Here is a 25,071-nt window from a genome sequence, read left to right as displayed (position 1 = left end):
ATAAAGGCAGGACCCGGCCCTGCCCATGTGCGTAATACCAATTCAGGATTCTAGGCCAGCAATGTATCGGCGTATTGCAGCAATTGCTCCAATACGGAGCGCTTTGCCGGGGGCAAGTCCTGATCATCCAGTAACGTTTCTATATCACCCTGAAACTCTTCCATGCAGTAGCTGGTATCCGCAAGCGGTTCGGTAATCCGCTGGAAACGATACTCCGCCCACTGGGCCCGCTCTTCCTCATTTAGGCTGTCAGGGTAGTTCCTCGCGCGGTAGCGAAACAACATCTCGGGCAAGCGACTGTCCTCGAACACGAAACTGTCCTCCGCCAGTTTCGCAGGTGATGCATCGCGCACAGCATCCATAACCCGTTTATCGCTGGCACTGAAGAAACCCCCGCTGTATAGCATCAGATCGGGGTCGGTGTGAGGCTCAAAATGTCGCTGTGCGATGGCCTGAATTTTCGCTGTAAACGCGGCAGGATTCTGGGCGCGGTAGTCCCGTAACGCCTTGAGGTGGCTACGACACACATCACCCTGAATGCCGAGTCGTTCTGCGGTCGCCCCATCGGCCATCTTAGGCGTCACCAGCACGGGGCACTTGTTAATGTGTACAGACTTCAGGCCCGGACGTTGCTGCCCCTGGGGCATATCTGCTGCGCGCGTATACAACAGCGACTGTATTTGCTCGGCGGGCAGGTCAAACAGGGGCTGTGGATCAGCCGCGAGATCGTAGCAAATGATCTCGTTCTGATTCTCCGGATGTTTCGCCAGTGGCACCATCAACGCGATATTGTTGCGGCTCGCACCGAACATGCCAGAGATGTGCAGGACCGGCTTCATGCCTGCCACATCGAGCTGCTCCAGCACCGCCTGTTTTTTTCGATTGTTTAAAACGTAGTCGTAAAGCTTGGGCTGACGATCCATGATCAGTTTTGCCATGGCGATGGTGGCATGCACGTCGGACAGGGCATCATGGGCAGACTCATGTGCGATACCGTTAGCACGAGTCAGGTCTTCCAGACGAAAACTGGGCATACCGTCCTCACGCAAAGGCCACTCAATGCCCTCTGGACGCAAGGCATATGCGGTGCGCACCATATCGATAATATCCCAACGCGAATTGCCGTTCTGCCATTCGCGGGCATAAGGATCGTAGAAGTTGCGGTAGAGCGTATGCCGCGTCACCTCATCATCAAAACGAATTGAGTTGTAGCCCACAGCACAGGTGTCCGGAACAGATAACTCCGCGTGAATGGCCGCGATGAACTCAGACTCACAAACACCCTCCGCAAGGGCCTTCTGCGGCGTAATACCCGTCACCAGGCACGCCCCTGGATGGGGCAGGTAATCAGCAGCGGGCTTGCAGTATATGACCAGCGGGTCGCCGATAATATTCAGGTCCGCGTCAGTCCTGATCCCGGCAAACTGTGAGGGGCGATCCTGGGCGGGTTTGCTCCCGAAGGTTTCGTAGTCGTGCCAGTAAAAGGTATCAGACAACTTCGATCGCCTGCTCTTCAATTTTCTTACGCCAGATTTTAGGGCCCGTATCGTGAACCGAGATACCGTTCGTATCGACCGCGACACTCACGGGCATATCTTTGACCTCAAATTCGTAGATGGCCTCCATGCCCATTTCCTCGAACGCAACGACGCGCGCCGCGGTAATCGCCTTGGATACAAGATAGGCCGCACCACCAACGGCCATCAGGTAGACGGCACCGTGCTTTTTGATGGCCGCGACACCCTCAGGGCCCCGCTCGGCTTTGCCGATCATGCCTAACAGTCCAGTGTGCTCAATAATAAAGTCCGTGAACTTGTCCATACGGGTTGCGGTCGTTGGGCCGGCCGGGCCCATGACCTCGTCGCGCACCGGATCTACGGGGCCGACGTAATATATAAAGCGCCCCTTGAGATCTACCTCGGGAGGCAGCCCCTCACCGCTTTCGATCAGCTCCTTCATTTTTTTGTGGGCCGCATCGCGCCCCGTCAGCATTTTACCGGACAGCAATAGCGTATCACCGGGTTGCCATTGGGCCGCCTCCTCAGGTGTCACCGTATCGAGGTTAACCCGGCGTACGCTTTCACTCACTTCCCAGGTAATGTCAGGCCAGTCGGTAATATCCGGCGGAGTTTGCAAGGCAGGCCCGGAACCATCCAACACGAAGTGTGCATGGCGCGTGGCCGCGCAGTTAGGAATCATGGCAACCGGGAGCGAGGCGGCGTGAGTGGGATGATCCATGATCTTGACGTCCAGCACTGTGGTCAACCCGCCCAGGCCCTGAGCACCGATGCCCAGTCGATTGACGGAATCCATGATTTCAAGGCGTAACTCCTCTATGCGGTTGCCGGGGCCCCGCTCACGCAACTCGTGGATATCGATAGGGTCCATGAGCACTTCCTTGGCCATAACCGCGGCTTTTTCCGCTGTACCACCAATGCCAATGCCCAGCATACCGGGAGGGCACCAGCCCGCTCCCATCGTCGGAACTGTTTTGGTCACCCAGTCGACGATACTGTCGGAAGGATTAAGCATAACCATTTTGGATTTGTTCTCCGAGCCACCGCCCTTCGCAGCGACCTGAACATCGACGGTATCGCCCTCGACCACTTCCATATGAATCACAGCGGGTGTGTTGTCTTTGGTATTGCGCCGCGCGCCAGCGGGGTCCTCCAGTATCGACGCACGCAGTACGTTGTCCGGGTGCGTATACGCCCTGCGGACACCTTCATTCACCATATTGGTCACAGACATTTTTGCATCCCACTGCACGTTCATACCGATTTTGAGAAACACGGTCACAATACCCGTGTCCTGGCAGATCGGCCGATGCCCCTCAGCGCACATCCGCGAGTTGATGAGTATTTGAGCCATGGCATCACGTGCCGCGGGATTCTGCTCACGCTCGTAGGCGTCGTTGACTGCCTTCACAAAGTCGAGGGGATGGTAATAGGAGATGAACTGCAGCGCATCTGCCACGCTGTCGATGAAATCGTCCTGTCGAATGACCGCCATAATGTGCAACCTTGTGCCAAGGGAAAATTCAAAAGAAAAAGAGTATACACGCCCTGCCTGCCGTGGAAGACATCAAACACAGTCGCTAAGATTATCAGGGCCGGCTGGTTTGCAGGGTACGAACGCTCGACTGCAGCTCGCCGAGACTGGCGTTAACCTGTCGCCGGAACGCATTGACTGAACCAACCCACTCCTCGTTGCCCGCTACGCGCTTTTCTAGCTTGGCCAACGTCAGGTTGATCTGGTTCAGACTGTCCGCCACACGCTCCACTTCCGCCTGACTGGTTTTGGCGCTGGACATCACACGGGCCAGATCGTCCCCCACACTTTTCAGCTCGGCCAGATTGACCTTGGCCTGTTCGAGTTCGGTTTGAGCACTGGCGGAGGCCGTTGCAAGGTTGCGGACTTTTTTACCCTGGGCACTGCTGTCCGCCTCAAGCTTGTCCAGACGCGACCGGGTCTGCTTCCAGACGTTATCCCAGAGCTTGCGCACCTCGCTCTCCAGCTCAGCGATTTTCACAGCCTGCACCGAGGCATTCTGGTTCATGCCCTCGTCTGTATCAGATAACCGCGCCTCGAGGTCGCTGACTCGCGATTGAAAGTCGACCAGCTCCACCGCCGCTTCGTCCAATTGCGCCTGCAACTGCCAGGCATAGCCAAAGGACAGCCCCGCCGCTATCAGGGCTATTGCGCCCAACACATAGGAGAAGTTGCCCAGGCCACTTCCCGATACGGACGCTCGCTCCTGTCGTGAATTGGTGCGCCGCCGTTCAGATCCGGTGCGCGGGGTAGCGCCCTCCCGGGTCGGGACAATGGAGGGTATATGATCAAGGTCATCAGAGGACATGGGGTCGCTATTCTGTAGGCGTCTGTAAGAGAATTATACCGCTGACCTGACCGGTTGAAACAAAAAAGCCGGGGCAAACCCGGCTTTTTATCTGTATCTGCACCGGCTCTAAAGGTATGCCAGCAGCGCCCACAGCAACGCAGTCAAAGCAATACTGCAGTGAATAACGCCCTTCACGGAAGTGATCGGTCCTGTTTTACCAAACAGTCCATTCGCTTCAACCAGCAGAATGACCACAGCACACGCCCAAAAACCCGTCGCACTCACATCGGCAATATAGAGGTTCTTGGAGCCCAGCATACCGAAGAGCATGGGGCCAGACAGCAACGTGTTAGTGCGTGACGCGAGACCCGCCTTGGCCGCCGCTGCAGGGCCATCGCCCTCTTTGCCATTCAATTTCAGCACGATTTGTTGCTTCGGCCAGATGACGAGCCAGACATTCAGGAACATGATAATACCGGCCAATGCGCCTACCCAGATAATCGGCTGACCACTGAGGTTGTTGTGCGCACCGATGGCGTACAGCAGGTACAGACCGGTGAGAAAGGTAAACATAGCGCCCCAGCGGAACCACCACAGAGCGCGCGGTGCCAGCTTGGCCTTTACGTCAGCAAGTGCCTCTTTCTCGGCTTCCTTGAAGTATTCCGTTTGTACGAAGTTGAAATAATAGAGCATGCCTATCCAGACCAGACCGAACAGGACATGCCCCCAGCGGAAGATAAAGTCTATCGCGTTTTCCATTGTTTACTCCTTAAAGTGTTGTGCACTGTCTGATTGTACACGCTCTCGGAAAATCGGGCTATGTGAAGGTTTATCGTCGGGCAAAAAAAACCCCGCCAAGGGGCGGGGTTTCGGATTTGAGCAAAAAACAGGCTTACATCATGCCGCCCATTCCGCCCATACCGCCCATACCGCCCATATCAGGCATTGCAGGAGCGCCACCGCCGGCTGAGTCTTCGACGACGTCGGAGATCATCACCTCGGTGGTGATCATCAGGGCCGCAACTGAACCTGCAGCCTGCAGAGCCGTGCGCGTAACCTTGGCGGGATCCAGAATACCCATCTTGATCATATCGCCGTACTCACCGGTAGCCGCATTGTAGCCGTAGTTACCCTTGCCATCATTTTTGACGTTATTGAGGACAACAGAGCCCTCAGCGCCCGCGTTTTCAACGATCTGGCGCAGGGGACTTTCCATAGCGCGCAGTGCCGCGTTGATGCCGTGGGTCTGGTCTTCGTTGTCGCCAGTCAGGCCAGAGATCTCGGTCAGAGCGCGTACCAGGGCAACACCTCCGCCCGCGACCACGCCTTCTTCAACGGCCGCTCGGGTTGCATGCAAAGCATCTTCAACACGGGCTTTCTTTTCTTTCATTTCGATCTCGGTGGCAGCGCCAACCTTGATTACTGCAACACCACCTGCCAGCTTGGCAACGCGTTCCTGCAGCTTTTCGCGATCGTAATCAGAGGACGTATTTTCGATCTGGACGCGGATTTCATTAACGCGCGCCTTGATGGCCTCTGCGTCACCAGAACCATCGATGATGGTGCTGTTATCCTTGTCCATTGCAACACGCTTGGCAGTACCGAGGTGCTCCAGAGTCGCCGACTCCAGGTCCAGGCCCACTTCCTCAGAAATAACCGTACCGCCGGTCAGGATGGCAATGTCCTGCAGCATGGCTTTGCGACGATCGCCGAAGCCAGGCGCCTTACAGGCGGTAACCTTCACAATGCCACGCAGGTTATTCACTACCAGAGTGGCCAGTGCTTCTCCCTCCACGTCCTCAGCAACAATAACCAGTGGCTTGCCCGCCTTGGCGACCTGCTCCAGCAGCGGCAACAGCTCGCGAATGTTGGATATTTTCTTTTCGACCAGCAGGATGAACGGCTCCTCTGCGCTGACACTCATGTTCTCCTGATCGTTGATGAAGTACGGGGAGAGATAACCGCGATCAAACTGCATGCCCTCTACCACATCCAGCTCATTTTCCAGACCGGAACCTTCTTCAACCGTGATCACACCTTCTTTACCCACTTTGTCCATTGCTTCTGCAATGATCTCGCCTACAGCCGTGTCGCTGTTGGCTGAAATGGATCCGACCTGCGCGATCGCCTTGCTGTCTTCGCAGGGCGTGGCCGCCGCGGAGATTTTTTCAACCGCTGCGCTGATTGCCTTGTCGATGCCGCGTTTCAGGTCCATAGGGTTCATGCCTGCAGCAACGGACTTCAACCCTTCATTGACGATGGATTGCGCCAGCACTGTGGCAGTCGTGGTGCCATCACCCGCTACGTCGGACGCCTGCGAAGCTACTTCCTTCAACATTTGCGCGCCCATGTTCTCAAGTTTGTCCTTGAGTTCGATATCCTTGGCCACGGACACACCGTCCTTGGTCACGGTGGGAGCCCCGAAGGACTTGTCGAGAATTACGTTGCGACCCTTGGGCCCCAGCGTTGCCCTGACCGCGTCTGCCAGAATATTTACGCCAGCCAGCATACGCTGCCTTGCGCTATCACCGAAGACTACTTCTTTTGCCATTTTGAAAATTCCTTACTGTTTAATCTGATGTTTTGACTGCGAGAAACGCATTCGCGACGGGCTTAGTCAACCACCGCGAAAATTTCGCTCTCACCCATGATGATCAGCTCTTCACCATCGGCCTCGATAGTGTTGCTGCCGGCGTACTGGCCGAAAACGACAGTGTCGCCAACCTTCACAGCCAGCGGACGCAGATCACCGTTGTCCAGAATCTTGCCGTCGCCAATAGCGACAATCTCACCCTGGTTGGGTTTTTCTTTTGCGGAACCTGGCAGCACGATACCGCCAGCAGAGGTTGCTTCTTCTTCCTTGCGGCGAACGACCACACGGTCGTACAACGGACGGATCTTCATTTGTGTAACTCTCCAAAAAGTAAAGGTGTGTGTTGAAGCCCCGCATCTGGAGCCACCAGATACATTGGGCCGATGACGTAGATTTTCAAGAGCGCGATTAGCACTCTTTTCAAAAGAGTGCTAATTCTAGTCAGGAATGCCTTGGAGTCAAGTGGTTTACAGTGCACACGCCAGATCGGCGAAAAAATGCAATAACTAATTGATTTTTATGTACTTATTGGCTCTGATCGTCATCCAGACGGCGAAAGTCGCCCTCGATAATCTCGGGGTTGCGGGGCGTCTGGTCTGTTCTGGCAGCAACTTCCGAGGATCCCCAGAGTGCCGCTACGACCCTGCGCCTGAGCGGGCCAATCACGACGATCAGGGCGACGAAATCGCTGATCATGCCCGGAATCAACAGCAGCAGGCCTGCAAACCCCATGGCCATATCGTCGAGGAACAACTCGGGGCCAATCACGCGACCCTCCTGCGCCTGACGCAGCCGCTCAAACATCCCTCTTCCCTGGCGCTGCAGAATCATTATGCCGAGTATCAGCGTAACCAGCACGTAGAGCATGGCAGTCAGCGCGCTCGTATGGATACCCAGCTGAATAAGCGTAAACAACTCTAGCCAGGGCAACATTAACAAGAAAATTCGCATCGAGAGTTATCTCCTCACACCTGTAGAGGTGGGGTCAACGGAGCGTGTTTCAAGCCCTGCGCAATAGTATCGACCCCGTTACAATAGGCACCTGCTGAGCGGCTGAGCCTCTCGCGGTGCAAGAGACAGAATTATGACGAATTACGAGCCGGATATAAATCACCGTATATGGCAGGTGGTCGCATTGATTCCCAAGGGCCGGGTCTCGACCTATGGGCATGTCGCCGAAAAGGCGGGGTTAGCCGGGGCGGCCCGTCGGGTGGGAAGCGCCCTGCGAGCACTGCCCGCAGATTCGAAGATACCCTGGCACCGGGTTCTCAATAGCAAGGGCTCCATTGCATTACCCACGGCATCCGGATCACATCAAATACAACGTGACCAACTGGAGGCCGAAGGGGTGTTGTTCAACACTAAAGGCCGGGTCGATCTTGAGCATTTTGGTTGGTAGCGCTGGTTACTGACGCGCCTTGCGATGAATTTTGGACGCGTCATTGGGCAGGTGGCCCATGTACAGGAAGGTTTTCTTGGTTATCACGTCACCGTGGCCGCGAATTTCTTCATACTGCTTTCGGTATTTTGCCAGGCTCTCATCACGTTTCTCCGTACTGACGTTGGTAGTGGTGCCGCCGTGCAACTGGTGAAAGCACCCTTCGCCGATTAACTGCGCCGCAGACACGTCCGGCGCATCTACCGCGCGGTTAAATATGTCGAGGTTGATAAAGCCCCCGCCCGGAAAATCAAAGCGTTCGTCTGCCCCACCCTGCGCCACAAAAAGCGATCGCTTCATAAACAGACAGTTCGATTCAAACATGCGGTTTAGCCAATTAATATTTTCGGGACCCGAGCGCAAAGGCGAACCAATTTCGAACAAGCGGTAGCCATCCGTCGGCCAGTCAACGCTCTGCAACAGTGCATCTTCTGCGGCTTTATCATACCCGGTGTTTATTGTTTCATTCTGCGCACCAGGTCCCAGCCAGAAATAGCGGGTAGCCACGACCGGGTTCTCGTAGGCATTAAAGCAGGCAAAGGCCATGCGAAAGACACCCGGCGTCAGGATATGTGCCCCATCAATCATGAGGCAGATAATGTCCCCGGTCGCTTCTTTCAGCGCGATGTTGATGGCCTGTGCAGGTGACGGGTGTGCATCGCGGATACCCAGCAGCCGAACAGGCACATCGAGGTGAGCCCAGCTTTGCGGATCCAGCGGCTCGGGAGAACCATTGTCTACGAGGATCACCTCATACTCGAGGTCCTGTGCGCCCTGCTGATAATCGCGCGCAAGCCCCTGTAGGGTTCTTGGAATTTCACGCGCCATGTCATAGGACACAAGGATGACGGATAATTTCATACAGTTACTCACCAGGCACCGGGGTTAAAGGAAAGAGCCACTATTCAATCGGCTTTCCCGCCAATCGAGCTCTTCTTTTTTCAACCGCCGAAATATTTGACGGATTGGTGGGCATATGCCCCATGTAAGTAAAAGAGGCCTTGGACATAACATCCGTGTGACCTCGTATCTCCCGGTACTGTTCCCGGTACTGATCGAGTTTTTCCCGGCGCTCTTCCTGGCTGACCGGATTGGTTGTGGTTCCACCATGCAACTGATGAAAGCTACCCTCGCCGATAATCTGCACCGGCGTTATTTCAGGTGCCTCCACCGCGCGCTTGAATATATCCAGATTTAAGAAACCACCACCCGGGAAATCAAACCGTTCGTCCGCCCCGCCCTGAAGCTGAAAAAAAGACCGCTTCATAATAAGGCAGTTTGCTTCCGCCAATCGGTTGAACCAGGTCATTCGTTTGGCCCCCGAGCGCAGCGGTGTACCAATCTCGAACAGTCGGTAACCATCTGACGGCCAGTCGATGCGCCCAAGCAAACCATCTTCAACCTCCTGGTTATAGCCGTCCAGAACAGATTCTGTCTGTTCGCCGACACCGAGATAAAAGTAGCGGATTGCGACCACAGCATCATCGAATGCCTGGTAGGCAGATAGCGCCATACGAAATACACCTGGGGTGAGCATGTGCGCGCCATCAATCATGAGACAGACCAACTCACCGCGGGCAAGTTGCAATCCCCGATTGATCGCACTGGCCGGTGACGTTGATGCGTCGTCGATTCGAATGAGCTTGACCGGAACATCGAGGCCGGACCAAGTCGCCTCGTCCAGGGGTACCGGAGAGCCGTTATCCAGTAACAATACCTCATACTCGAGGCTTTCAGCCCGCTCCTGATACGACCTCGACAGGCTTTCGAGGGTGCGGGGAATTTCTCGTGCCATGTCATAGGCGACAAGGATCACAGATAGCTTCATCGAGGTTTCCAAATGCCGGGACGTCCCAATCCGTCCCAATGTTGCATGATTTCCGGCCTACCGGGCTAACGTTTGAGCAATTTAACCGCGCAAGCGTCGAATCTCACGTGCTCTGCAGGTCTTAACCGTTAGAAATTATGTCAATTATCTCACTTTACCGCATCATTTTGCTTCACTTTCTTCAAATCTTCACGGTAGAGTTTAGTGTTTGAATTATAAACAGATTTTGGAGTCGCCTGACAGGTGATACTGGCGTGTTGGCAATAAAGAAAAAAGGGGGAAACTCGCGGCGCGGACCATCCTGGGCCGGGGTCTTTGCGTGCGTACTTTTGGCCACCCAGTCACCACTTGGACACAGTGTCGAACCTTCCGTCGTCAATCTCGACCTTCATCGCGATCCAATCTCTGAAAAGTTGACTCAACAGTCCATCAGCCAGTCATTTCAAGACTCCAGGGGCGCGGTCTGGTTCGTTTCGCAAGAGGGCATCAATAAATACACTGGCCACGAGCTCGAAAATTATCGCTACTCCCCCAGTGCGCCGAACTCTCTTCCCACCAATCTCGTCACTCAGATTACCGAGAGTAGCGCGGGCAAGATCTGGCTATCCACCCTTGGTGGTGGCCTCGCTTTTTACGACTCAACATCTAACGACTTCACAGCTTTTTATTCCGATCCGAACGACCACAATACGCCCTACTCCAATGATATCCATGCGATCTACAGCGATCGTGAAGGATTTCTCTGGCTGGGATACACCAATGGTTTCAGCAAATTCGATCCCACAACGCTGTCGTTTCACCACTTTGTCTCTGGCAACTCTGACATACCGTTCATGGGTGAGGTCAGTGGCTTCACTCAATCAGAGGACGGAGCGATATGGGTAGCGAGCGAAGCGACTGGCGTACTTCGCATTGACCCGATCACAAATCAGATCGCGCCCTATGGACAAATCCCGCTTGATGAAAACCGTCTCACCTCTGGCAGGCTTTATCGAATAATTACGGATTCCACGGGGCATATATGGGTCGCTTCTGAGAAGTCGGGGGTTATGCGTATCAACCCAATTAGCCGACAAATCCGAAATTTCGTTCACTCCGGCGAAGACACCCGGTCGCTATCATCAAATCAAACCTCTGATATTTTCGAAGACAGCAGCGGAGATATATGGATAGCCACCGCGGAAGGCCTGAACCTTTTCGCTGCCGACACGGAGGATTTCGTTCGATTTGGAACACACAACACCGACCTGCCGGATGATTCTATCATTAGCATCTATCAAACCCGTGAAGGCAAGTATTGGGTCGGGACACGATCGGGACTCGCCTCCGGCATGAGAACCCAGTTTCAGTTGTTTGATCGTGAGCGCAATAATCTATCCAATAATTCAGTCAATGCGTTTACTGAAACACCCGACGGCACCCTGTGGGTGGGAACAGACGACGGTCTGAATAAACTGCCTACCGACAGTACCGAGTTCAGATGGATCAATGAGTCGACACAGCCCTACTTATCCAGTGCGATTGTGATGAGTTTATACAGTGACGGGGATACTTTATGGGCTGGAACCTATGACGGCGGCCTAAACAGGATCGATCTGCAAACCAACGAGACACAGACTTACCGTCATAGCCCCATTGATAGCGCCAGCATTGGGGCAAATGGAATCACCTCCATACTGCGGCTTTCAAATGGCGATCTGCTGGTTGGGACATACGGTGGCGGGCTCAGTATTTACAACGACGAATCAGGCACGTTTGATACCCTCACACACGAGATCGACGACCCGAGCAGCATCAGCAGCAACCTGGTGCTGGCAATTTTCGAGGATTCTGCGGGCGATGTGTGGATAGGCACTGAAAATGGACTCAACAAGTACCATCGTGAGTCCAGATCTTTCGAACGCTTTTACACTGACAGGAATAATCCCAAAAGTATTTCAAGCAATATCGTCTGGAGCTTCCACGAAGATTCCAAAGGCAACTTGTGGCTAGGGACGTTAGGCGGCGGATTGAATCAGTGGCCGGCACAGGATCGCGCACAGTCGCGAGAAAACTTCATCAATTACTCCAAAAAAGTCACTTTACCCAGCTCAAATATTTATGGCATACACGGAGATGAAAGCGGACGACTCTGGCTGTCTCACAGTAAAGGAATCACCGGGTTAGATCCGGTGACGTTAACATCCTATCAGTACGGCACCAGTGATGGGCTCCAATCCACCGAATTCAATCTTGGCGCCTCATTCAAATCTAGAGACGGCGTTATTTATTTTGGTGGAATAAAAGGCTTCAATGCCATCAACCCTGACCTGTTGACGACCGATAGACAGCCACCTCAAGTCGCAATTTCCCAAATTAAGGTTATGAATGAGCGCATAGAGTACGACACGCCGTATGCTGATCTGGACGCCATTGAGCTGGATTATACAGACCGGATGCTATCCGTAGAGTTCTTCGCTGCCGACTACTCTAACCCGGAGCTGATCAACTACGCCTACCAGCTTGAAGGGATTAACCCTGACTGGGTTATATCGCCTGATGCCAGAGTCGCCTCTTTTACCACGCTGCCCGCCGGTGCTTATACATTAAAGCTAGCAGCCGCCACCCCTGACGGAACCTGGAACTGGAATGGGCTGACGATTCCTGTGCGCGTTGCGCCTCCGCCCTGGCTGAGCCCGATCGCTTATGCGGTTTACATCGTATTAGCCGCCACCGCGATTGCATTTTATTTCTATGGTCAAGCGCGACAGGCAAAGATTTCTCAAGAAAGGCAGCGACAGCTGGAGTTGCGAGTAGAAGAACGAACACGAGACTTGCAGGAGGCGCGAAAAATCGCCGAGGAAGCCACACAAGCAAAGTCAGAGTTTCTCGCCACGATGAGCCACGAAATCAGAACACCGATGCATGGCATTATCGGCATGACAGAGCTACTACTTCACACCGATCTTAGCGACCAGCAGAATCAGTTTGCCAATGCGGCACACAAGAGCGGCGAATCTCTGCTGGGCTTGATAAACGAGATACTCGACTTCTCCAAAGTGGAGGCTGCAAAGATTGAACTGGAGCAAGTCGAGTTTAACCTGACCGAACTGATGGACGACATCTGTTACCTGCAGGGCGAACCCGCCAGTAAGAAAGGCGTATCGCTCAACAATATTTGCCATCCGCTCACACCAGAACTACTGGTTGGCGATCCGGTCAAGATTCGCCAGGTCGTCATGAATCTAGTCAGCAACGCCATAAAATTCACCGCAACAGGCAATATTAATATTCGCGTCAATCCGAAAGTGAGCAAATCGAGCCCTGACAAAGCGCTGGTGCACATCGTCGTCGAAGACAATGGCATCGGCATGGATGAAGAGACGCAAAAACGTGTTTTCGAGCCCTTCACCCAGGCTGACACAAGCACGACTCGAGAGTATGGCGGCACCGGCCTCGGGCTCACCATATCAAGGCACTACATCGAAGTAATGGGCGGCGATATTGCCATTCAGTCTGCGCCCGGTGAAGGTACGAAGATTACCGTTTCAATACCGATGGAGATCAAGCACACAGACAATACTTCGAACACACTGTTCAACGATTATACGGGCAGAATCCTGACCGCCAATACGGCAACCTATCAAATGGTAGCCAGTCATATGTCGAGACTTGGAATAAACTGCTCACCGCTACTCGACGAAGAACTGCAGTCGCCGCTGGATGACATTCGCACTCTTGCCATAGTCGATTACGAGGGAACCCGATCTTATAATCAAAACCTGACACAATTTGAGGGCGTTGAAGCGAGGCTTAAAATTGTTCTTGCCCCTCTCACAATAGAGCAGCTACCCGCCGTTTTTTCAGATTGGGCGGTAATTACCAAGCCCTTGACCTCAAGCGCTATGGTGGACTTATTGTCGAGCAGGCTGCAGATCGACGCAACCCAGAAGCCGCGAGGTCGGCATGTTCCAGAAACACAAAAGGTCAAGCGACAGACGGTTCTTGTCGCTGAGGATGTGTCCACTAATCAGGACATTATCGTAGAAATGCTCACCCTCCTGGGGCATGAAGTAGACATCGCAGATAATGGCCAAACCGCCGTCGCCAAGTTCCTGGACGGCAACTACGCACTGATCTTTATGGACTGCCAAATGCCCATCATGGACGGCTATGAAGCCTCCCGAAGAATACGCCAGCTGGAAAAAGAACAGCAGATGACACCCATTCCCATCGTCGCCTTAACCGCCGGGTCCGATAGAAGAGACCGGGACAGATGCTTTGAGGCCGGAATGAATGATTACCTCACAAAACCTTTTTCTATATCCGATATACAACACGCGATAGACAAGCGCTTATTGGAAGTTCACCTTAAAGCAAATACAGAAAAACGGACTCAATCTCAAGCTAACACTAGCGTCTCAGCGAAGAAGCCTGTGCAACCTGAAAAGGGTGCCATTGATTACTCGGCGATCAACAGCATTCGAGAAGTTGAGAAACACACGGGGAAAACAATTTTGCCCTCACTGAAAGAGGGCTATATCAAACAAATGGAGGAGAAGCTCCACGACATCAAGAGCCTCGTTTCTTCGCGCGACGCTCGCGCCATATCAACCACCGCCCACGCCATCAAATCAATGAGCGTCAATATCGGCGCAAGGCATGTAGCCGGTATCAGTGCCAAAATTGAAAAAGAATATAGCAGTGGCCATGTCCATACGCATGACCTTGAGAAGGCCATACCCACACTTACAAAAGCTTACTTTGAATTTTTGAAAGAGCTGGATATGGCGTTGTCAGACACACATGATTCCTGAAAAATACATAGGAAAAATGGATTCATTTATTCAACGTTCAATCGACAGCCACCCGCGCACCATCATTCTCTTGTAAACGGCACATCAAGACAAACCTGCTAGACTCACTATAGACGTAGTCTCGGAGGCGGCATTGAAAGCACATACACTTTGCCTTGTCCCCTGCCTGCTACTACTCGCGCTTTCCCCTGCGGAGAGCGTCGACCAAGATAAGCGTCTCGCGTGGGCAGGTGCCGCAGATCGTCTCAACCCAGGTTTTCTTCTGCCGGTTGATCCGCTCATTGCCAATCAAAATAGTACTTTCGACGATGCTCAATTATTCACTGAAGACTCTCTGGATCATCTGAGTAGGAAGACTGAGAATACATCACTGGCTCCACTCACCCGGCATCGCACAACAATCGATCATAACAATGCTGTGCAGCGATCAGATACAAGCGGCAGCGCAGACGCAGACACTATATCCAGCCCGGTTCACAAGCGGGCTGCTCACTGGCCAGGTGGCTCCGCGATCTCTGCGTATAGCCTGATAGCGGTGGTCATAGCCTGGACATGCGGTCGTATCTACAGCAGCTATGTGTCGCAGCAAAAATCTGATGATTTGGCCGACCGGGTCTATGAGATCGAAAGCGAAGCAGACGATGATCTCCATGAATTTATAGTGACACAGGGTGAACTGGCCGCATCTGCTCAGGCGCATAGCGAGGTCACTTTATCGATAATGTCGCACTGCATATCTTCGCAGGTCAACGAACCGCAAAACGTGTCCGGCCAGCAGTTGGCAGAAGGCAGCCTTAAACGAATAAACGTCCTGTCCAGCCTGGGGTCATACACACGTTACGAACCCGAGGGCGCGCAAGTCGATCTGCACGGTTTTGTCGATGCTGTCGTCAGTGACATGTTACGGACGACGCCTGTTCGACCCGAGACCGTTGTCAGTATTAACGACATCGAACAAGCGCACCTGCCGTCCGAGGTTGCCACACCCCTGGGTCTTGTTCTTTTCGAACTTCTAGAGAATGCTTTTCTGCATGCCTTCGCCAGTAGCTCACCGGCAAACTATATTCATTTGCAGATGAAGGTTGAAGAAAATCGACGCAGAGAAGACCACTCTGTGCACCTGTCGGTGCAGGACAGCGGTAGAGGCTTTCCACAGGACTTACACAAAGCCTGCAAGGCAAACTCTGGCCTTGCGATAGTAAAAGGACTCATCGCGCGATTGCATGGAGAAATCAATTTCGCCAATGAACCCAGCACCCAAATCAGCATCATTGTCCCGCACATATTCTGCAACACCCGCCATACGTAGGCGCACAAGACCACGTCTGGAATCTGGTCAGCTCACCATCTCGGTGTTACATTACGGTCTGAATTAACGGTGCTCAAGGCAGAGCCGCGGTGACTGCTCACACGCTCTGCTGCAATACCACCAGTTACAGAGCGGATATTTTGTAGTGATAAGCGAAGTAAAGCTGCGCATATTCGGGCGCATGTGTCATCTGGTCATAGATAATAGCGATGAGCGCGGCGCAGAGCGACTCTCGCAGTGCCAGGCTGAGCTGGCGCGGCTGGACAGCAAGTTCAGCCCCTACCATCCAAAGAGCATCACCAGCCAGATCAATCAGGGCGCCGGCACCGGTTCTACGGTTCCCCTTGATCCGGAGGCCGTCAGCTTATTCAGCTACATCGACGCACTATGGGATGAGAGCAACCATTTGTTCGACCCCACTGTGCGCATACTCCGGGATTGCTATGACAGCGACGGTAAACTGCATGCATCCACGGAGCAATTGCAAGGCATGCTCAAGCTCGTGGGCTGGAACAAGATAGAGATAAGTGCTGCAGGAGCACACATGTCCCAGCGCGGTATGTTGCTGGACATGAACGCGTGCATACGCCCCTATGCACTGGATTCCATCGCACGCAAACTGCGCGCTCAGGGCGTGAAGAGCGCCTACCTGGAGCTCGGCGAAGATGTTATCTGTATTGGCAAGCAGTCAGATGGCGCCAACTGGCTGGCTGGTGTCCGCATACCTCAAGGTAATCGGGCCGGTATTCTGCGACTCAAGGTCAATGACAGGGGGTTTGCACTTCGCGGCAACATTGAGCAGACAAGCCTGCAAAACGGCGAGTATTTTGGTCGGGTGCTGAGCCCCGTAGATGGCATAGCCATTCCCGGCCTCCTCAGTGTCGCGGTCATCGCCGATAACTGCCTGACGGCCTGCAGCGCTGCCAGTATCGCCCGGGTCAAGACAGAAGCCTCTGGCCTCAAATGGCTTGAAAAGCTGGGCATGCCCTGGCTGGCAGTGGATCGACAGTTCAACTGCCACGGCCCCTTGGCCCAACGCTAGGGCCGTGCGCGGGCACCCATTCGCTAGCGCGCTGTGAATATTGGCGGGCGTTTCTCGCGCTTCGCCGCCAGACCCTCTTGGAAGTCATCAGATTCAAGGCATTGCCTGAACAGGGTTTGGGCCATCGCGGGATCGACGCTGTACTCCCCCGCCTGCCGAATAATTTGTTTCATGGCGCTCACCGCGAGAGGTGCCAGTGCAACCAGCCGCTGGGTCATCTCCTGCGCACGCCGTTCGAGATCTGCGCGCTCGACCAGGTGATCCAGAAAACCTATCTTTAGCATGCCATCCGCATCGAATTCTTCTGCCCCCATTAGTATTCGCCGGGTAAGTGCCGGACCGAGGCACTCCAGGAACCGGTAAATTCCCTCCAGTGGGTAACATAAACCCAGTTCCGCTGCCGGCACGCGCATCCTGCTACCCCGCACACCGATACGCATGTCGCAACTGGCCGCCAATTCCACCCCGCCGCCGTAAAGATCACCATTCACTGCACATATAGTCGGCACCGTGAGTCTGGCCACACGCGCCGTCATCAGCTGGAAGCCCGCCGCGTCTGCGTTACTGGCATCCAGTTCACGCAACGATGCACCGGCACAAAAGGTCTTTTCGCCGGCGCCGGTAAGCAGCAACACACGCACCTCCGGGTCGTTCTCTATTTGATCCAGCGCACGCTGAATACCATCCAGCTGCTCGCGTCCCAGCGCATTGTGCTGCTCGGGGCAGTTTAACAGCAGGTGGCATACGTGGCCTGTCTGGCTAAATAGAATAGAATCTGTCATGGCAACTTACCTGGCAAACGTGCAGCGCAGTGTGTCACAGCCACTCGGGGCTCGCTAGCCAGTCTACTCAGGACCGACGCGTGACACTGCGTTCGCGTTCAAACTACAGGAGACTATCCGGTGGGGAAAAAACGTTGCACATGGTGCTCAGACGATCCCTTATACGTGGCGTACCATGACGATGAATGGGGCGTGCCGCTATACGATGACAGCACACTTTTTCAGTTTCTTTTACTGGAGGGCGCACAGGCGGGCCTAGCCTGGATCACAGTGCTGCGAAAACGCGAGGGTTACCGTCGGGCCTTTGATAACTTCGATGCACAGTCAATTGCCCGCTACAGCGATAAAAAGCTGGAAACACTGCTTCAGAATCCGCAGATCATTCGCAACCGGTTAAAGGTTTTCGGCGCACGGCAAAACGCTCAGGCCTTTTTGAAGATTCAGGAGGATCGCGGTAGCTTCGCCAGCTATATCTGGGACTTCGTGGACGGCAAGCCTGTGCAAAATTGCTGGCCGTCGTCGGCCGATGTACCCGCCAACAGCCCGATTTCCGATCGTCTCAGCAAGGATATGAAAAAACGCGGATTCACCTTCGTCGGGTCCACCATACTGTATGCCACTATGCAGGCTACCGGCATGGTCAACGACCACACGACGGACTGCTTCCGTCACAGTGAATGCCGTCAACTGGCCTAGCCCAGCACCCGCAGCGATAAAGTGTTAAGCTTTCCGTCCCCGAAGTGAGAATCCCCCTTGTCTGCATCCACGAGTGACACTCCGCTCTCATCCAGCCGCCATGTTTGGCAGCTGGCCTGGCCGACGATTATCTCCAATCTGTTATTTACCACCGTAGGGTTTGCACATATCAAAATAGTGGCCGAGCTCGGAACGACATCCGTTGCGGCAGTGACCACAGGTCATCGGGTGTTTTTCCTGATTCAGGCGATCCTGATGGGCGTCTCGGTCGCCGCCACCGCGATGATTGCGCGCAGCTGGGGTGCGAAGCAGATTCGGCAAGCGGAGCTGGTCTCCTGGATTTCGCTGGTGCTCTCGGTTTCACTGGCCGCGATCCTGAGCATCCCGGTACTCATCATCCCCACTCAAATCGCCGGGCTGTTCGGGCTGGACGCTGAAACCACCCGATTGTCCGCCGAGTTCATATTTTGGCTGGGCCTGTTTAATGTGTTTGCAGCGATCAATATGATGCTCGGAACCGCCCTGCGTGCGACAGGGGACGTCATTACTCCGCTGTGGTTTCTGATATTTAGCTCCGCACTCAACATGGTGTTCGCCTATATGCTGGCCTTCGGCACCGGTCCCCTGCCGCAGATGGGCGTAGCCGGGGTTTCGCTGGGGGGCAGCTTCGGCGCGGCGTTAATCACGATCGCTTTTGTGATGTTCTGGTGGCACGGTGCCTTTAATCTGAAACCGGCCAAGTGGGCGCCTATTGACTGGTCAATTACACGCCAGTTCATGTCCATAGGCGGGCCAGCGGTGCTTGAGCAGGGCATCGTACAACTCGCCTTTCTGGCGTTTTTCGCGATTATTGCCAACTATGGCACTGAGGCCTATGCGGCCTACGGGATAGGCATCACGCTTGTCGCGTTTTCCATTGTTATCGGATTTGGCTTCGGTATTGCCACCGCTACTATCGTAGGACAGCAACTGGGGGCGGGAAACACTGAATTCGCAATAAAAGCGGTATCGCGTTCCCTGCGCATGGCGCTGGCGGCGATGACCACACTGTCAATTCTGCTCGCCTTGTTCGCGCAGGAGCTGGCCGCCTTCATGATCGACGATCCGGAAGTTATCCACCTGACTGTCGTTTTCATGTATATGATTGCCATCGCACAGCCGCTGATGGCATTTGAATTCACACTGGGTGGCGCTCTGCGGGGCGCCGGCGACACCCGCTTCCCCCTCATTGCCACTTTCTGTGGCATCATCTTTGGGCGACTGCTAACCGCCCTCATCTTCCTCTGGCTGGACCTGTCCGTTTACTGGATTTTCGCCGTGATGCCACTGGACTACCTAATTAAGACGACAATGCTGATCTACCGCTTCCGTTCGCGCAAATGGCTGGATGTGAAGTTCGACCTCGATCATTAACACGGCGGATTTTATGGACAGCGACAAAAAAAATACTTAAAGTTGGAATCGCACAACTAACAGTAAGCCGCCAGCCGCCGAACCCCTGATCATGACCTCCGATAACGCCTTACCAAACAGCGGCGGGCCCTCCCCGTTTAACCGCACCGCGCAGCACGATGCAAAGCGCAGCGCGATTCTGTCACAGGCAGCCAAACTGTTTAACTACCAGGGGTCCCGGGGCACAACGCTGCAAGACATAGCATCCAGCCTCGGACTGACCAAGACGAGTCTCTATTATTACGTAAAGACCAAAGAAGATTTAATCTACCAGTGCTATCGGGTGGCCCTGGAACATCATCACAGCGCACTCGATACGATCGAGCAGGAGACCACAGACCCGCGAGCGCGCGCTGCGGGTTTTCTGAAACAACATTTCGTCAGTTGGGGAGCAGCCCAGAACGGGACCGGCCCCCATATTGCTGCCCTCATGGAAATTGCCGCACTCAAGGGACAGCACAAAGAGGAAATCGAAGCGCAATATATTGCGCTGTTCAAGCGTGTCCGTAACAATATTCGCACCGGAGTCGCAGAGGGCTCGCTACGGCCTTGCGAAAGCACGGCGACAACACGAGCCATTATGGGCTCACTCGATTGGACGTTCTCTTGGCTGCACGGCGTGCCATTGGAACAACTGGAGGCCACGGCACACGCCGCACTTGATATTCTTGCCAACGGTCTGGCCAGCACGGAGCCACTGCACGCCGTTGCGCTGGACGCGCCCGGTGAACGCCCCAACGAGTCACTGGAGGGTTTTAATCGAGAGGAGACAAACCGCCTCAAACAGGAAGCCTTTTACAAAACCGGCACACGCTTTTTCAACCGCAGAGGCTTCAACGGCGCGTCCCTGGATGAAATTGCAGAAGACCTGAAAGTCTCCAAAGGCGCGTTCTACTACCATATCAAAAGCAAGGAAGATCTACTGTCGAGCTGCTACAAGCGCTCTCTCAACATTCTCGGAGACATTCATGACCGCGCCGACAGGGGCACCGACTGCGGCCTGATCAGGGCACAGCGCATCTGCCTCGAAGCGTTCAAAGTACAAATTTCAGCGGACGGACCATTGATCCGCTATAACACAATCACCGCGCTGCCCATGGCGCGCAGGCGCGAAATTCTCAAGCAGACAGAGGCACTCAATACCCACTTTGGGCAACTGTTAGAGCAGGGCATTGAAGACGGCAGTGTCAGACCCATCAATATTTTTATTGCCCGGCAGCTGATTGCCGGTGCGATCAACGCCGCCATGGATATCGGTAAATGGCGCGAAGTAGACGACCCGGAGAGCGCCGCTATCGACTATTTCAACGTATTATTCAACGGCCTGCTGCCTCGTGCAGACGCCACAGACTAATCAAAACCAGGAGCAGCAAGTGGCTACAGATCTCGACAAACTACTCAGTTTTCTGATCGTTGAGGAAATCGGCGAAGATGTATTTCGGGGTACCAGCCCACCCCGGCCGCGCCGAGTTTTTGGCGGTCAGGTAGCCGCCCAATCACTGGATGCAGCCACCCGCACCGTGGACAAGGATCGTCTGGCCCACGCCATGCACGCCTATTTTCTGCGCCCGGGTGATCCCGCGAAAGACATTCAGTTTGAGGTAGAGCGGCGACGTGACGGGCGCAGCTTTACGACCCGCGACGTGGTCGCAAGACAGGACGGTGTCGCCATCTTTAACACCTCCATTTCCTTTCATATACACGAGGAAGGTCTGGAACATAACGCAGACATGCCCGACGTACCGGGGCCGGAGGGTCTGGAGGCTGATCATGCTCGCTGGGCGCGTCTGGCAGAAAAATACCCGGATCGATTCGACCCGCCGTTGCGACAGCCTATCGAACGGCGTCCGGTTGACCCGAGGGATTTTCTCAACAACGAGATTCGCAAGCCACAGCAAAATATCTGGTTTCGGGCGATAGGTGACCTCGGCGAAGACCCGCGCCGTCATCAAATCCTACTCACATTCATGTCGGACTTTGGCTTACTCGGCACAACACTCATGCCGCACCCACATCACGGCTTCGATAAAGACATGCAGTCAGCCAGCCTCGACCACGCTCTCTGGTTCCATCAGCCCTTCCGCGCAGACGAATACCTGCTGTACTCTCTGGACAGCCCGGTGGGTGCTGGCGGCCGCGGCTTTGCCCGTGGTAGTTTCTATTCGCAGGACGGGCGGCTGGTCGCCTCCACTGCGCAGGAATGCCTGATCAGGGTTCGCAAGGACTAGTTAACCACGGTCTGCATCTGACGACCCTCGCTGACCAGTTCCAGCGAATCACCCTTATGCACGAGGTGCGTAACAGAACCGTTATCGGGCCAGAAACACAATGTTTCTGCTTGCCCGGTGACGTGCCCCACCACCGCATTAATCACCAGAAAATGTGTGAACACCGCGGCCGGACGATCCAGTTCCAGTAGCTGATCGAGGGCAGTCCTGCGCCAGGCCTGCAGATTTTCTTCCTGCTCGGACCATCGCTGCTGCATAAAACGCCGCAACCAGGCCGGACGCTCGGGTAACGGAACAGGTGCAGGAATTTCACGAAACGCATCGCGCTTGTCAAGATCCCGACCAAAGTGCAGCGCCAGTGGTGCGGCGGTTTCCAGGGCTCGTTGCAATGGACTGCTCAGCAGGTGGCTATCAGGTGGCAGCTGCAAAGCGAGCTCATCGGCTACCGTTTGGGCCTGCCGCCGCCCCAGTTCGCTCAACCCGGGGTCCGGCGCTTCGCCCCAACTGGCTGCCGCCTCACCATGCCTGACAAGAAAAATATCGATGAACCGATCCCCCCTCAGCGATAGGTGACAAGGTTTTCATCTTGCTGTGCTCCGAGTACGCGAAGAAACGAGCAGTCGTTGTAGTACGACAGGGAGACTTTAGAGCGGTTGTAGAAAAGCTGTGTCACCGAACAGTTGAATACGGGCTCATAAAATTGATAGGTCTCATCGCCGCCCAGTCCCAACACATCGGCGACGATGGTCGCCAGCGTACCACCGGACGCAAAAATACCGACCGTTTTTCCTGCACCCTGTGCCCGGATTACGTCAGCCAGGGCCTCGCGGACACCTTGAGAATAATCCGCCCAACTCGCCAGGCGAGTGTCGCTACATGCGGGCGAAACCCAGTAATTGAATACCGCCTCGATCACTTTCTGATAGTCCTTGCCGGAACTCAAACCCCTGTCTACCAGGGCCTGTATTTCGGGGTTCGTTTTTACCACTTCCGGCACCAGGTACTTTACCTGCTCATCGTTTTCTATTTCGTTGAAACGAGGATCAATGTGATGCGCGATTTCGGCGGGCTGACTGGCTATCGCCAAACGCGCTGTCTCGCGCTGGCGCGATAAGTCGCCGCTGTACACGGCATCAAAAACGACACCGGTATCCCGAAAGTACGCTCCTGTCACCTGCGCCTGACGACAACCGAGGTCAGAGAGCTTGTCGTAGTTTTCTGCGCCAAAAGAAGCTTGTCCATGGCGTACAAGGTAAATAGTCGCCATCAGGCGCTTTCCGCTTCAGTCAGTCGCCGATCAAAACGCAATTCGCGGCGGTAGGGGAAAAAATCTTCAACGTGCCCGGTGCGAATACGCTCCTGCAAGCCTCGCCAGAACGCCGCATCGTAGATATCGCTATGCAAGGTATCAAACACCTGCCGGGCACGTTGATTGCCGGAAAAAAACAGCGAAAATTCTTCCGGAAAAATATCATTGTCCCTTACTGTGTACCATGGCTTGCTCGACATCTCATCCTCTTCATTACGGGGCTCGGGTATGCGCCGGAAGTTACAGTCTGTCAGCGGTTGAATTTCATCATAATCGTAAAACACAACACGGCCGTGCCGGGTTACACCAAAATTCTTGAGCAGCATATCTCCGGGAAATATATTCGCAGCGGCCAGCTGTTTGATGGCATTCCCATACTCATCCATAACCGCCCCGACCTGCTCGTCCGTCGCGTCCTGCAGATAGAGGTTTAGCGGCGTCATACGTCGCTCCACATAGACATGCTTGATCACCAGCGTCTTACCGTGCTCCTCAATAACCGAGGGCGCCACCTCACGCAGCTCTTCCATCAATGCTTCTGAAAAACGTTCTCTGGCAAAAGCGAGACCCTTGAACTCCTGTGTGTCTGCCATGCGTCCGGCCCTGTCCCATCGCTTCACCAACGCGTACTTGGCCTTCACCTGCTCTCGCGTCATGTCTTTTGGCGGCGTGAAACGATCCTTGATAACCTTGAATACAAAATCATAGGACGGCAGAGTGAATACCGTCATCACCATGCCCTTGATGCCCGGCGCAATATTGAATTGGTCGGTAGTCCCTCGCATATGCCGAAATGCACAGCGGTAATAGTAGGTTTTGCCGTGCTTGTTGTGCCCAATCGCGCTGTAAATTTCCGAGATAGGCTTGGCCGGCATGAGCTGCTGAAGAAAGAGAACGCACTGAGCGGGTATTGATGCATCCACCAGAAAATACGCCCGGGTAAAACTGAACAACACACTCACCCGGTCGGAGCCGAACAGGATCGTGTCGACGTACACACTGCCATTCTCGCTGTGGAGAATAGGCAATACCATCGGCTCAGAACGGCCCTGGCAGACTATTCTGCCTACAATATAGGCGCCCTTGTTACGGAAAAAATGGGGCTCAAGCACCTGAAATTCAGTATCAGGGCTGCGCAGGTCACCACGACTGGCAAAGTAGCGTTGAAGGGCCTGCTCGATATTCTTGATATCGCGAGGCTTATCCTCATAGGGTACGGTGAACGCGTAATCGTCGAGCAACTGCCCCAGCATACCGCTTATCGAATCGCCCGGCCGGTACGTCCTGTACACCTTGCTCACGTCGGCGGGGGGCATGTCGCCCTGCGGCGAAAACACAAACGCGTATTCGTCACGAATCTTCTGATGACTGAATACCGCACAGTACATCGAATTAAAGTAGGTCTCTGCAATTTCGAAATTGTCGCGGCCGTCGATCAAGCCGGCGTAGATTGCTCTGGCTTCTCGCCAGAATTCCAGATGCTTTAAGTCCTGACCAGCCAGCAATTTGACCGTCGCCAGTGTCTCGCGGGTACTTGTCTTGTAAAGGTTGATACGCTCGATTGAGGATTCACGCAGCCCCTGCCAGTCTGCGTTAGCGAAACGAGGTTCGGCTGCCAGCGTAATGTTCTGGAATCGGGCAAAGTAAGATTCGAACCCGTACAATATAGCGCGCGCAAAGCGCTCTCGCGTCTCCACCTGGACCAAACGCTCCCCGATCACTAAATGCTCAGCCACAGCGTATCAAATAATCGCTGG

21 protein-coding genes are annotated in these 25,071 nt (G+C 54.3%); 8 read left to right on the top strand and 13 right to left on the bottom strand.

Translation table 11 applies throughout. From position 1 onward, the window contains the following. Positions 1-50: 50 nt before the first annotated feature. The 7 genes from sbcB to EYC82_RS17400 all read right to left on the bottom strand — a co-directional run bounded on the left by sbcB (position 51) and on the right by EYC82_RS17400 (position 7,385). Positions 51-1,496, bottom strand: coding sequence for an exodeoxyribonuclease I (gene sbcB, locus EYC82_RS17430; protein WP_279250907.1), 1,446 nt, complete (start codon positions 1,494-1,496; stop codon positions 51-53). Then, positions 1,489-3,012: a fumarate hydratase gene (locus EYC82_RS17425; RefSeq protein WP_279250906.1), complete on the bottom strand. Its 1,524-nt coding sequence runs from the start codon at positions 3,010-3,012 to the stop codon at positions 1,489-1,491. The genes sbcB and EYC82_RS17425 overlap by 8 nt, the downstream gene beginning before the upstream one ends. A gap of 94 nt (positions 3,013-3,106) precedes the next feature. Next, a complete protein-coding gene (locus EYC82_RS17420) occupies positions 3,107-3,859 on the bottom strand; it encodes a hypothetical protein (protein WP_279250905.1) in 753 nt (250 codons plus the stop codon). A gap of 108 nt (positions 3,860-3,967) precedes the next feature. Next, complete coding sequence (locus EYC82_RS17415) at positions 3,968-4,600, bottom strand: urate hydroxylase PuuD (protein ID WP_279250904.1); 633 nt, start codon at positions 4,598-4,600, stop codon at positions 3,968-3,970. 133 nt (positions 4,601-4,733) lie between these two features. Next, the gene (groL, locus tag EYC82_RS17410) at positions 4,734-6,392 is read right to left on the bottom strand and encodes a chaperonin GroEL (RefSeq protein WP_279250903.1); all 1,659 of its coding nucleotides are present in this window, start codon (positions 6,390-6,392) and stop codon (positions 4,734-4,736) included. Between the two features lie 62 nt (positions 6,393-6,454). Beyond that, positions 6,455-6,745, bottom strand: coding sequence for a co-chaperone GroES (locus EYC82_RS17405; protein ID WP_279250902.1), 291 nt, complete (start codon positions 6,743-6,745; stop codon positions 6,455-6,457). A gap of 214 nt (positions 6,746-6,959) precedes the next feature. Then, positions 6,960-7,385 carry an FxsA family protein gene (locus EYC82_RS17400; protein ID WP_279250901.1) on the bottom strand — a complete coding sequence of 142 codons (426 nt, stop codon included), beginning with the start codon at positions 7,383-7,385 and terminating at the stop codon, positions 6,960-6,962. Positions 7,386-7,518: 133 nt separating this feature from the next. Here EYC82_RS17400 and EYC82_RS17395 point away from each other — a divergent pair, with 133 nt between their 5' ends. Next, on the top strand, positions 7,519-7,833 hold the full coding sequence (locus tag EYC82_RS17395) for an MGMT family protein (RefSeq protein WP_279250900.1): 315 nt from the start codon (positions 7,519-7,521) through the stop codon (positions 7,831-7,833). A 6-nt stretch (positions 7,834-7,839) separates the two neighbouring features. Here EYC82_RS17395 and EYC82_RS17390 read toward each other — a convergent pair whose 3' ends face one another. Both EYC82_RS17390 and EYC82_RS17385 read right to left on the bottom strand, forming a co-directional pair. Next, the gene (locus EYC82_RS17390; RefSeq protein WP_279250899.1) at positions 7,840-8,733 is read right to left on the bottom strand and encodes a glycosyltransferase; all 894 of its coding nucleotides are present in this window, start codon (positions 8,731-8,733) and stop codon (positions 7,840-7,842) included. Positions 8,734-8,773: 40 nt separating this feature from the next. Continuing rightward, complete coding sequence (locus tag EYC82_RS17385) at positions 8,774-9,700, bottom strand: glycosyltransferase family 2 protein (RefSeq protein ID WP_279250898.1); 927 nt, start codon at positions 9,698-9,700, stop codon at positions 8,774-8,776. Between the two features lie 254 nt (positions 9,701-9,954). Here EYC82_RS17385 and EYC82_RS17380 point away from each other — a divergent pair, with 254 nt between their 5' ends. From EYC82_RS17380 to EYC82_RS17370, 3 genes are all read left to right on the top strand, one after another. After that, positions 9,955-14,496 carry a two-component regulator propeller domain-containing protein gene (locus EYC82_RS17380; protein ID WP_279250897.1) on the top strand — a complete coding sequence of 1,514 codons (4,542 nt, stop codon included), beginning with the start codon at positions 9,955-9,957 and terminating at the stop codon, positions 14,494-14,496. A 133-nt stretch (positions 14,497-14,629) separates the two neighbouring features. Next, on the top strand, positions 14,630-15,805 hold the full coding sequence (locus EYC82_RS17375) for an ATP-binding protein (protein ID WP_279250896.1): 1,176 nt from the start codon (positions 14,630-14,632) through the stop codon (positions 15,803-15,805). Between the two features lie 145 nt (positions 15,806-15,950). Beyond that, entirely contained in the window at positions 15,951-16,847 is an 897-nt protein-coding gene (locus EYC82_RS17370; RefSeq protein ID WP_279250895.1) for an FAD:protein FMN transferase, read from the top strand. A gap of 23 nt (positions 16,848-16,870) precedes the next feature. On the opposite strand, the gene EYC82_RS17365 is transcribed toward EYC82_RS17370, so the two are convergent. Continuing rightward, positions 16,871-17,629 carry an enoyl-CoA hydratase/isomerase family protein gene (locus EYC82_RS17365; RefSeq protein ID WP_279250894.1) on the bottom strand — a complete coding sequence of 253 codons (759 nt, stop codon included), beginning with the start codon at positions 17,627-17,629 and terminating at the stop codon, positions 16,871-16,873. Positions 17,630-17,749: 120 nt separating this feature from the next. Between EYC82_RS17365 and EYC82_RS17360 the strand changes: the two genes are divergently transcribed. From EYC82_RS17360 to EYC82_RS17345, 4 genes are all read left to right on the top strand, one after another. After that, on the top strand, positions 17,750-18,325 hold the full coding sequence (locus EYC82_RS17360; RefSeq protein ID WP_279250893.1) for a DNA-3-methyladenine glycosylase I: 576 nt from the start codon (positions 17,750-17,752) through the stop codon (positions 18,323-18,325). 57 nt (positions 18,326-18,382) lie between these two features. Further along, positions 18,383-19,738 (top strand): MATE family efflux transporter, encoded by a 1,356-nt coding sequence (locus EYC82_RS17355; RefSeq protein ID WP_279250892.1) that lies wholly within the window; start codon positions 18,383-18,385, stop codon positions 19,736-19,738. Between the two features lie 91 nt (positions 19,739-19,829). Further along, positions 19,830-21,131, top strand: a complete 1,302-nt coding sequence (locus EYC82_RS17350; RefSeq protein WP_279250891.1) for a TetR/AcrR family transcriptional regulator — start codon at positions 19,830-19,832, stop codon at positions 21,129-21,131. A gap of 19 nt (positions 21,132-21,150) precedes the next feature. Further along, on the top strand, positions 21,151-22,005 hold the full coding sequence (locus EYC82_RS17345) for an acyl-CoA thioesterase (protein WP_279250890.1): 855 nt from the start codon (positions 21,151-21,153) through the stop codon (positions 22,003-22,005). On the opposite strand, the gene EYC82_RS17340 is transcribed toward EYC82_RS17345, so the two are convergent. Genes EYC82_RS17340 through aceK form a run of 3 tightly spaced genes read right to left on the bottom strand, consistent with a single transcriptional unit; the run spans position 22,002 to position 25,050 of the window. After that, positions 22,002-22,544, bottom strand: coding sequence for a histidine phosphatase family protein (locus tag EYC82_RS17340; protein ID WP_279250947.1), 543 nt, complete (start codon positions 22,542-22,544; stop codon positions 22,002-22,004). The two genes, EYC82_RS17345 and EYC82_RS17340, sit on opposite strands and share 4 nt — an antisense overlap. A gap of 20 nt (positions 22,545-22,564) precedes the next feature. Next, positions 22,565-23,272, bottom strand: a complete 708-nt coding sequence (locus tag EYC82_RS17335) for a histidine phosphatase family protein (protein WP_279250889.1) — start codon at positions 23,270-23,272, stop codon at positions 22,565-22,567. Next, the gene (gene aceK / locus EYC82_RS17330; protein ID WP_423243926.1) at positions 23,272-25,050 is read right to left on the bottom strand and encodes a bifunctional isocitrate dehydrogenase kinase/phosphatase; all 1,779 of its coding nucleotides are present in this window, start codon (positions 25,048-25,050) and stop codon (positions 23,272-23,274) included. Before aceK ends, EYC82_RS17335 begins: the two co-directional genes overlap by 1 nt. Between the last annotated feature and the right edge of the window lie 21 nt (positions 25,051-25,071).

This window comes from Candidatus Marimicrobium litorale (assembly GCF_026262645.1).
Taxonomy (GTDB): Bacteria; Pseudomonadota; Gammaproteobacteria; order Pseudomonadales; family Halieaceae; genus Marimicrobium; species Marimicrobium litorale.
Note: the sequence above shows the minus strand (reverse complement) of the source record. Positions and strands in the feature narration are given on the sequence as shown.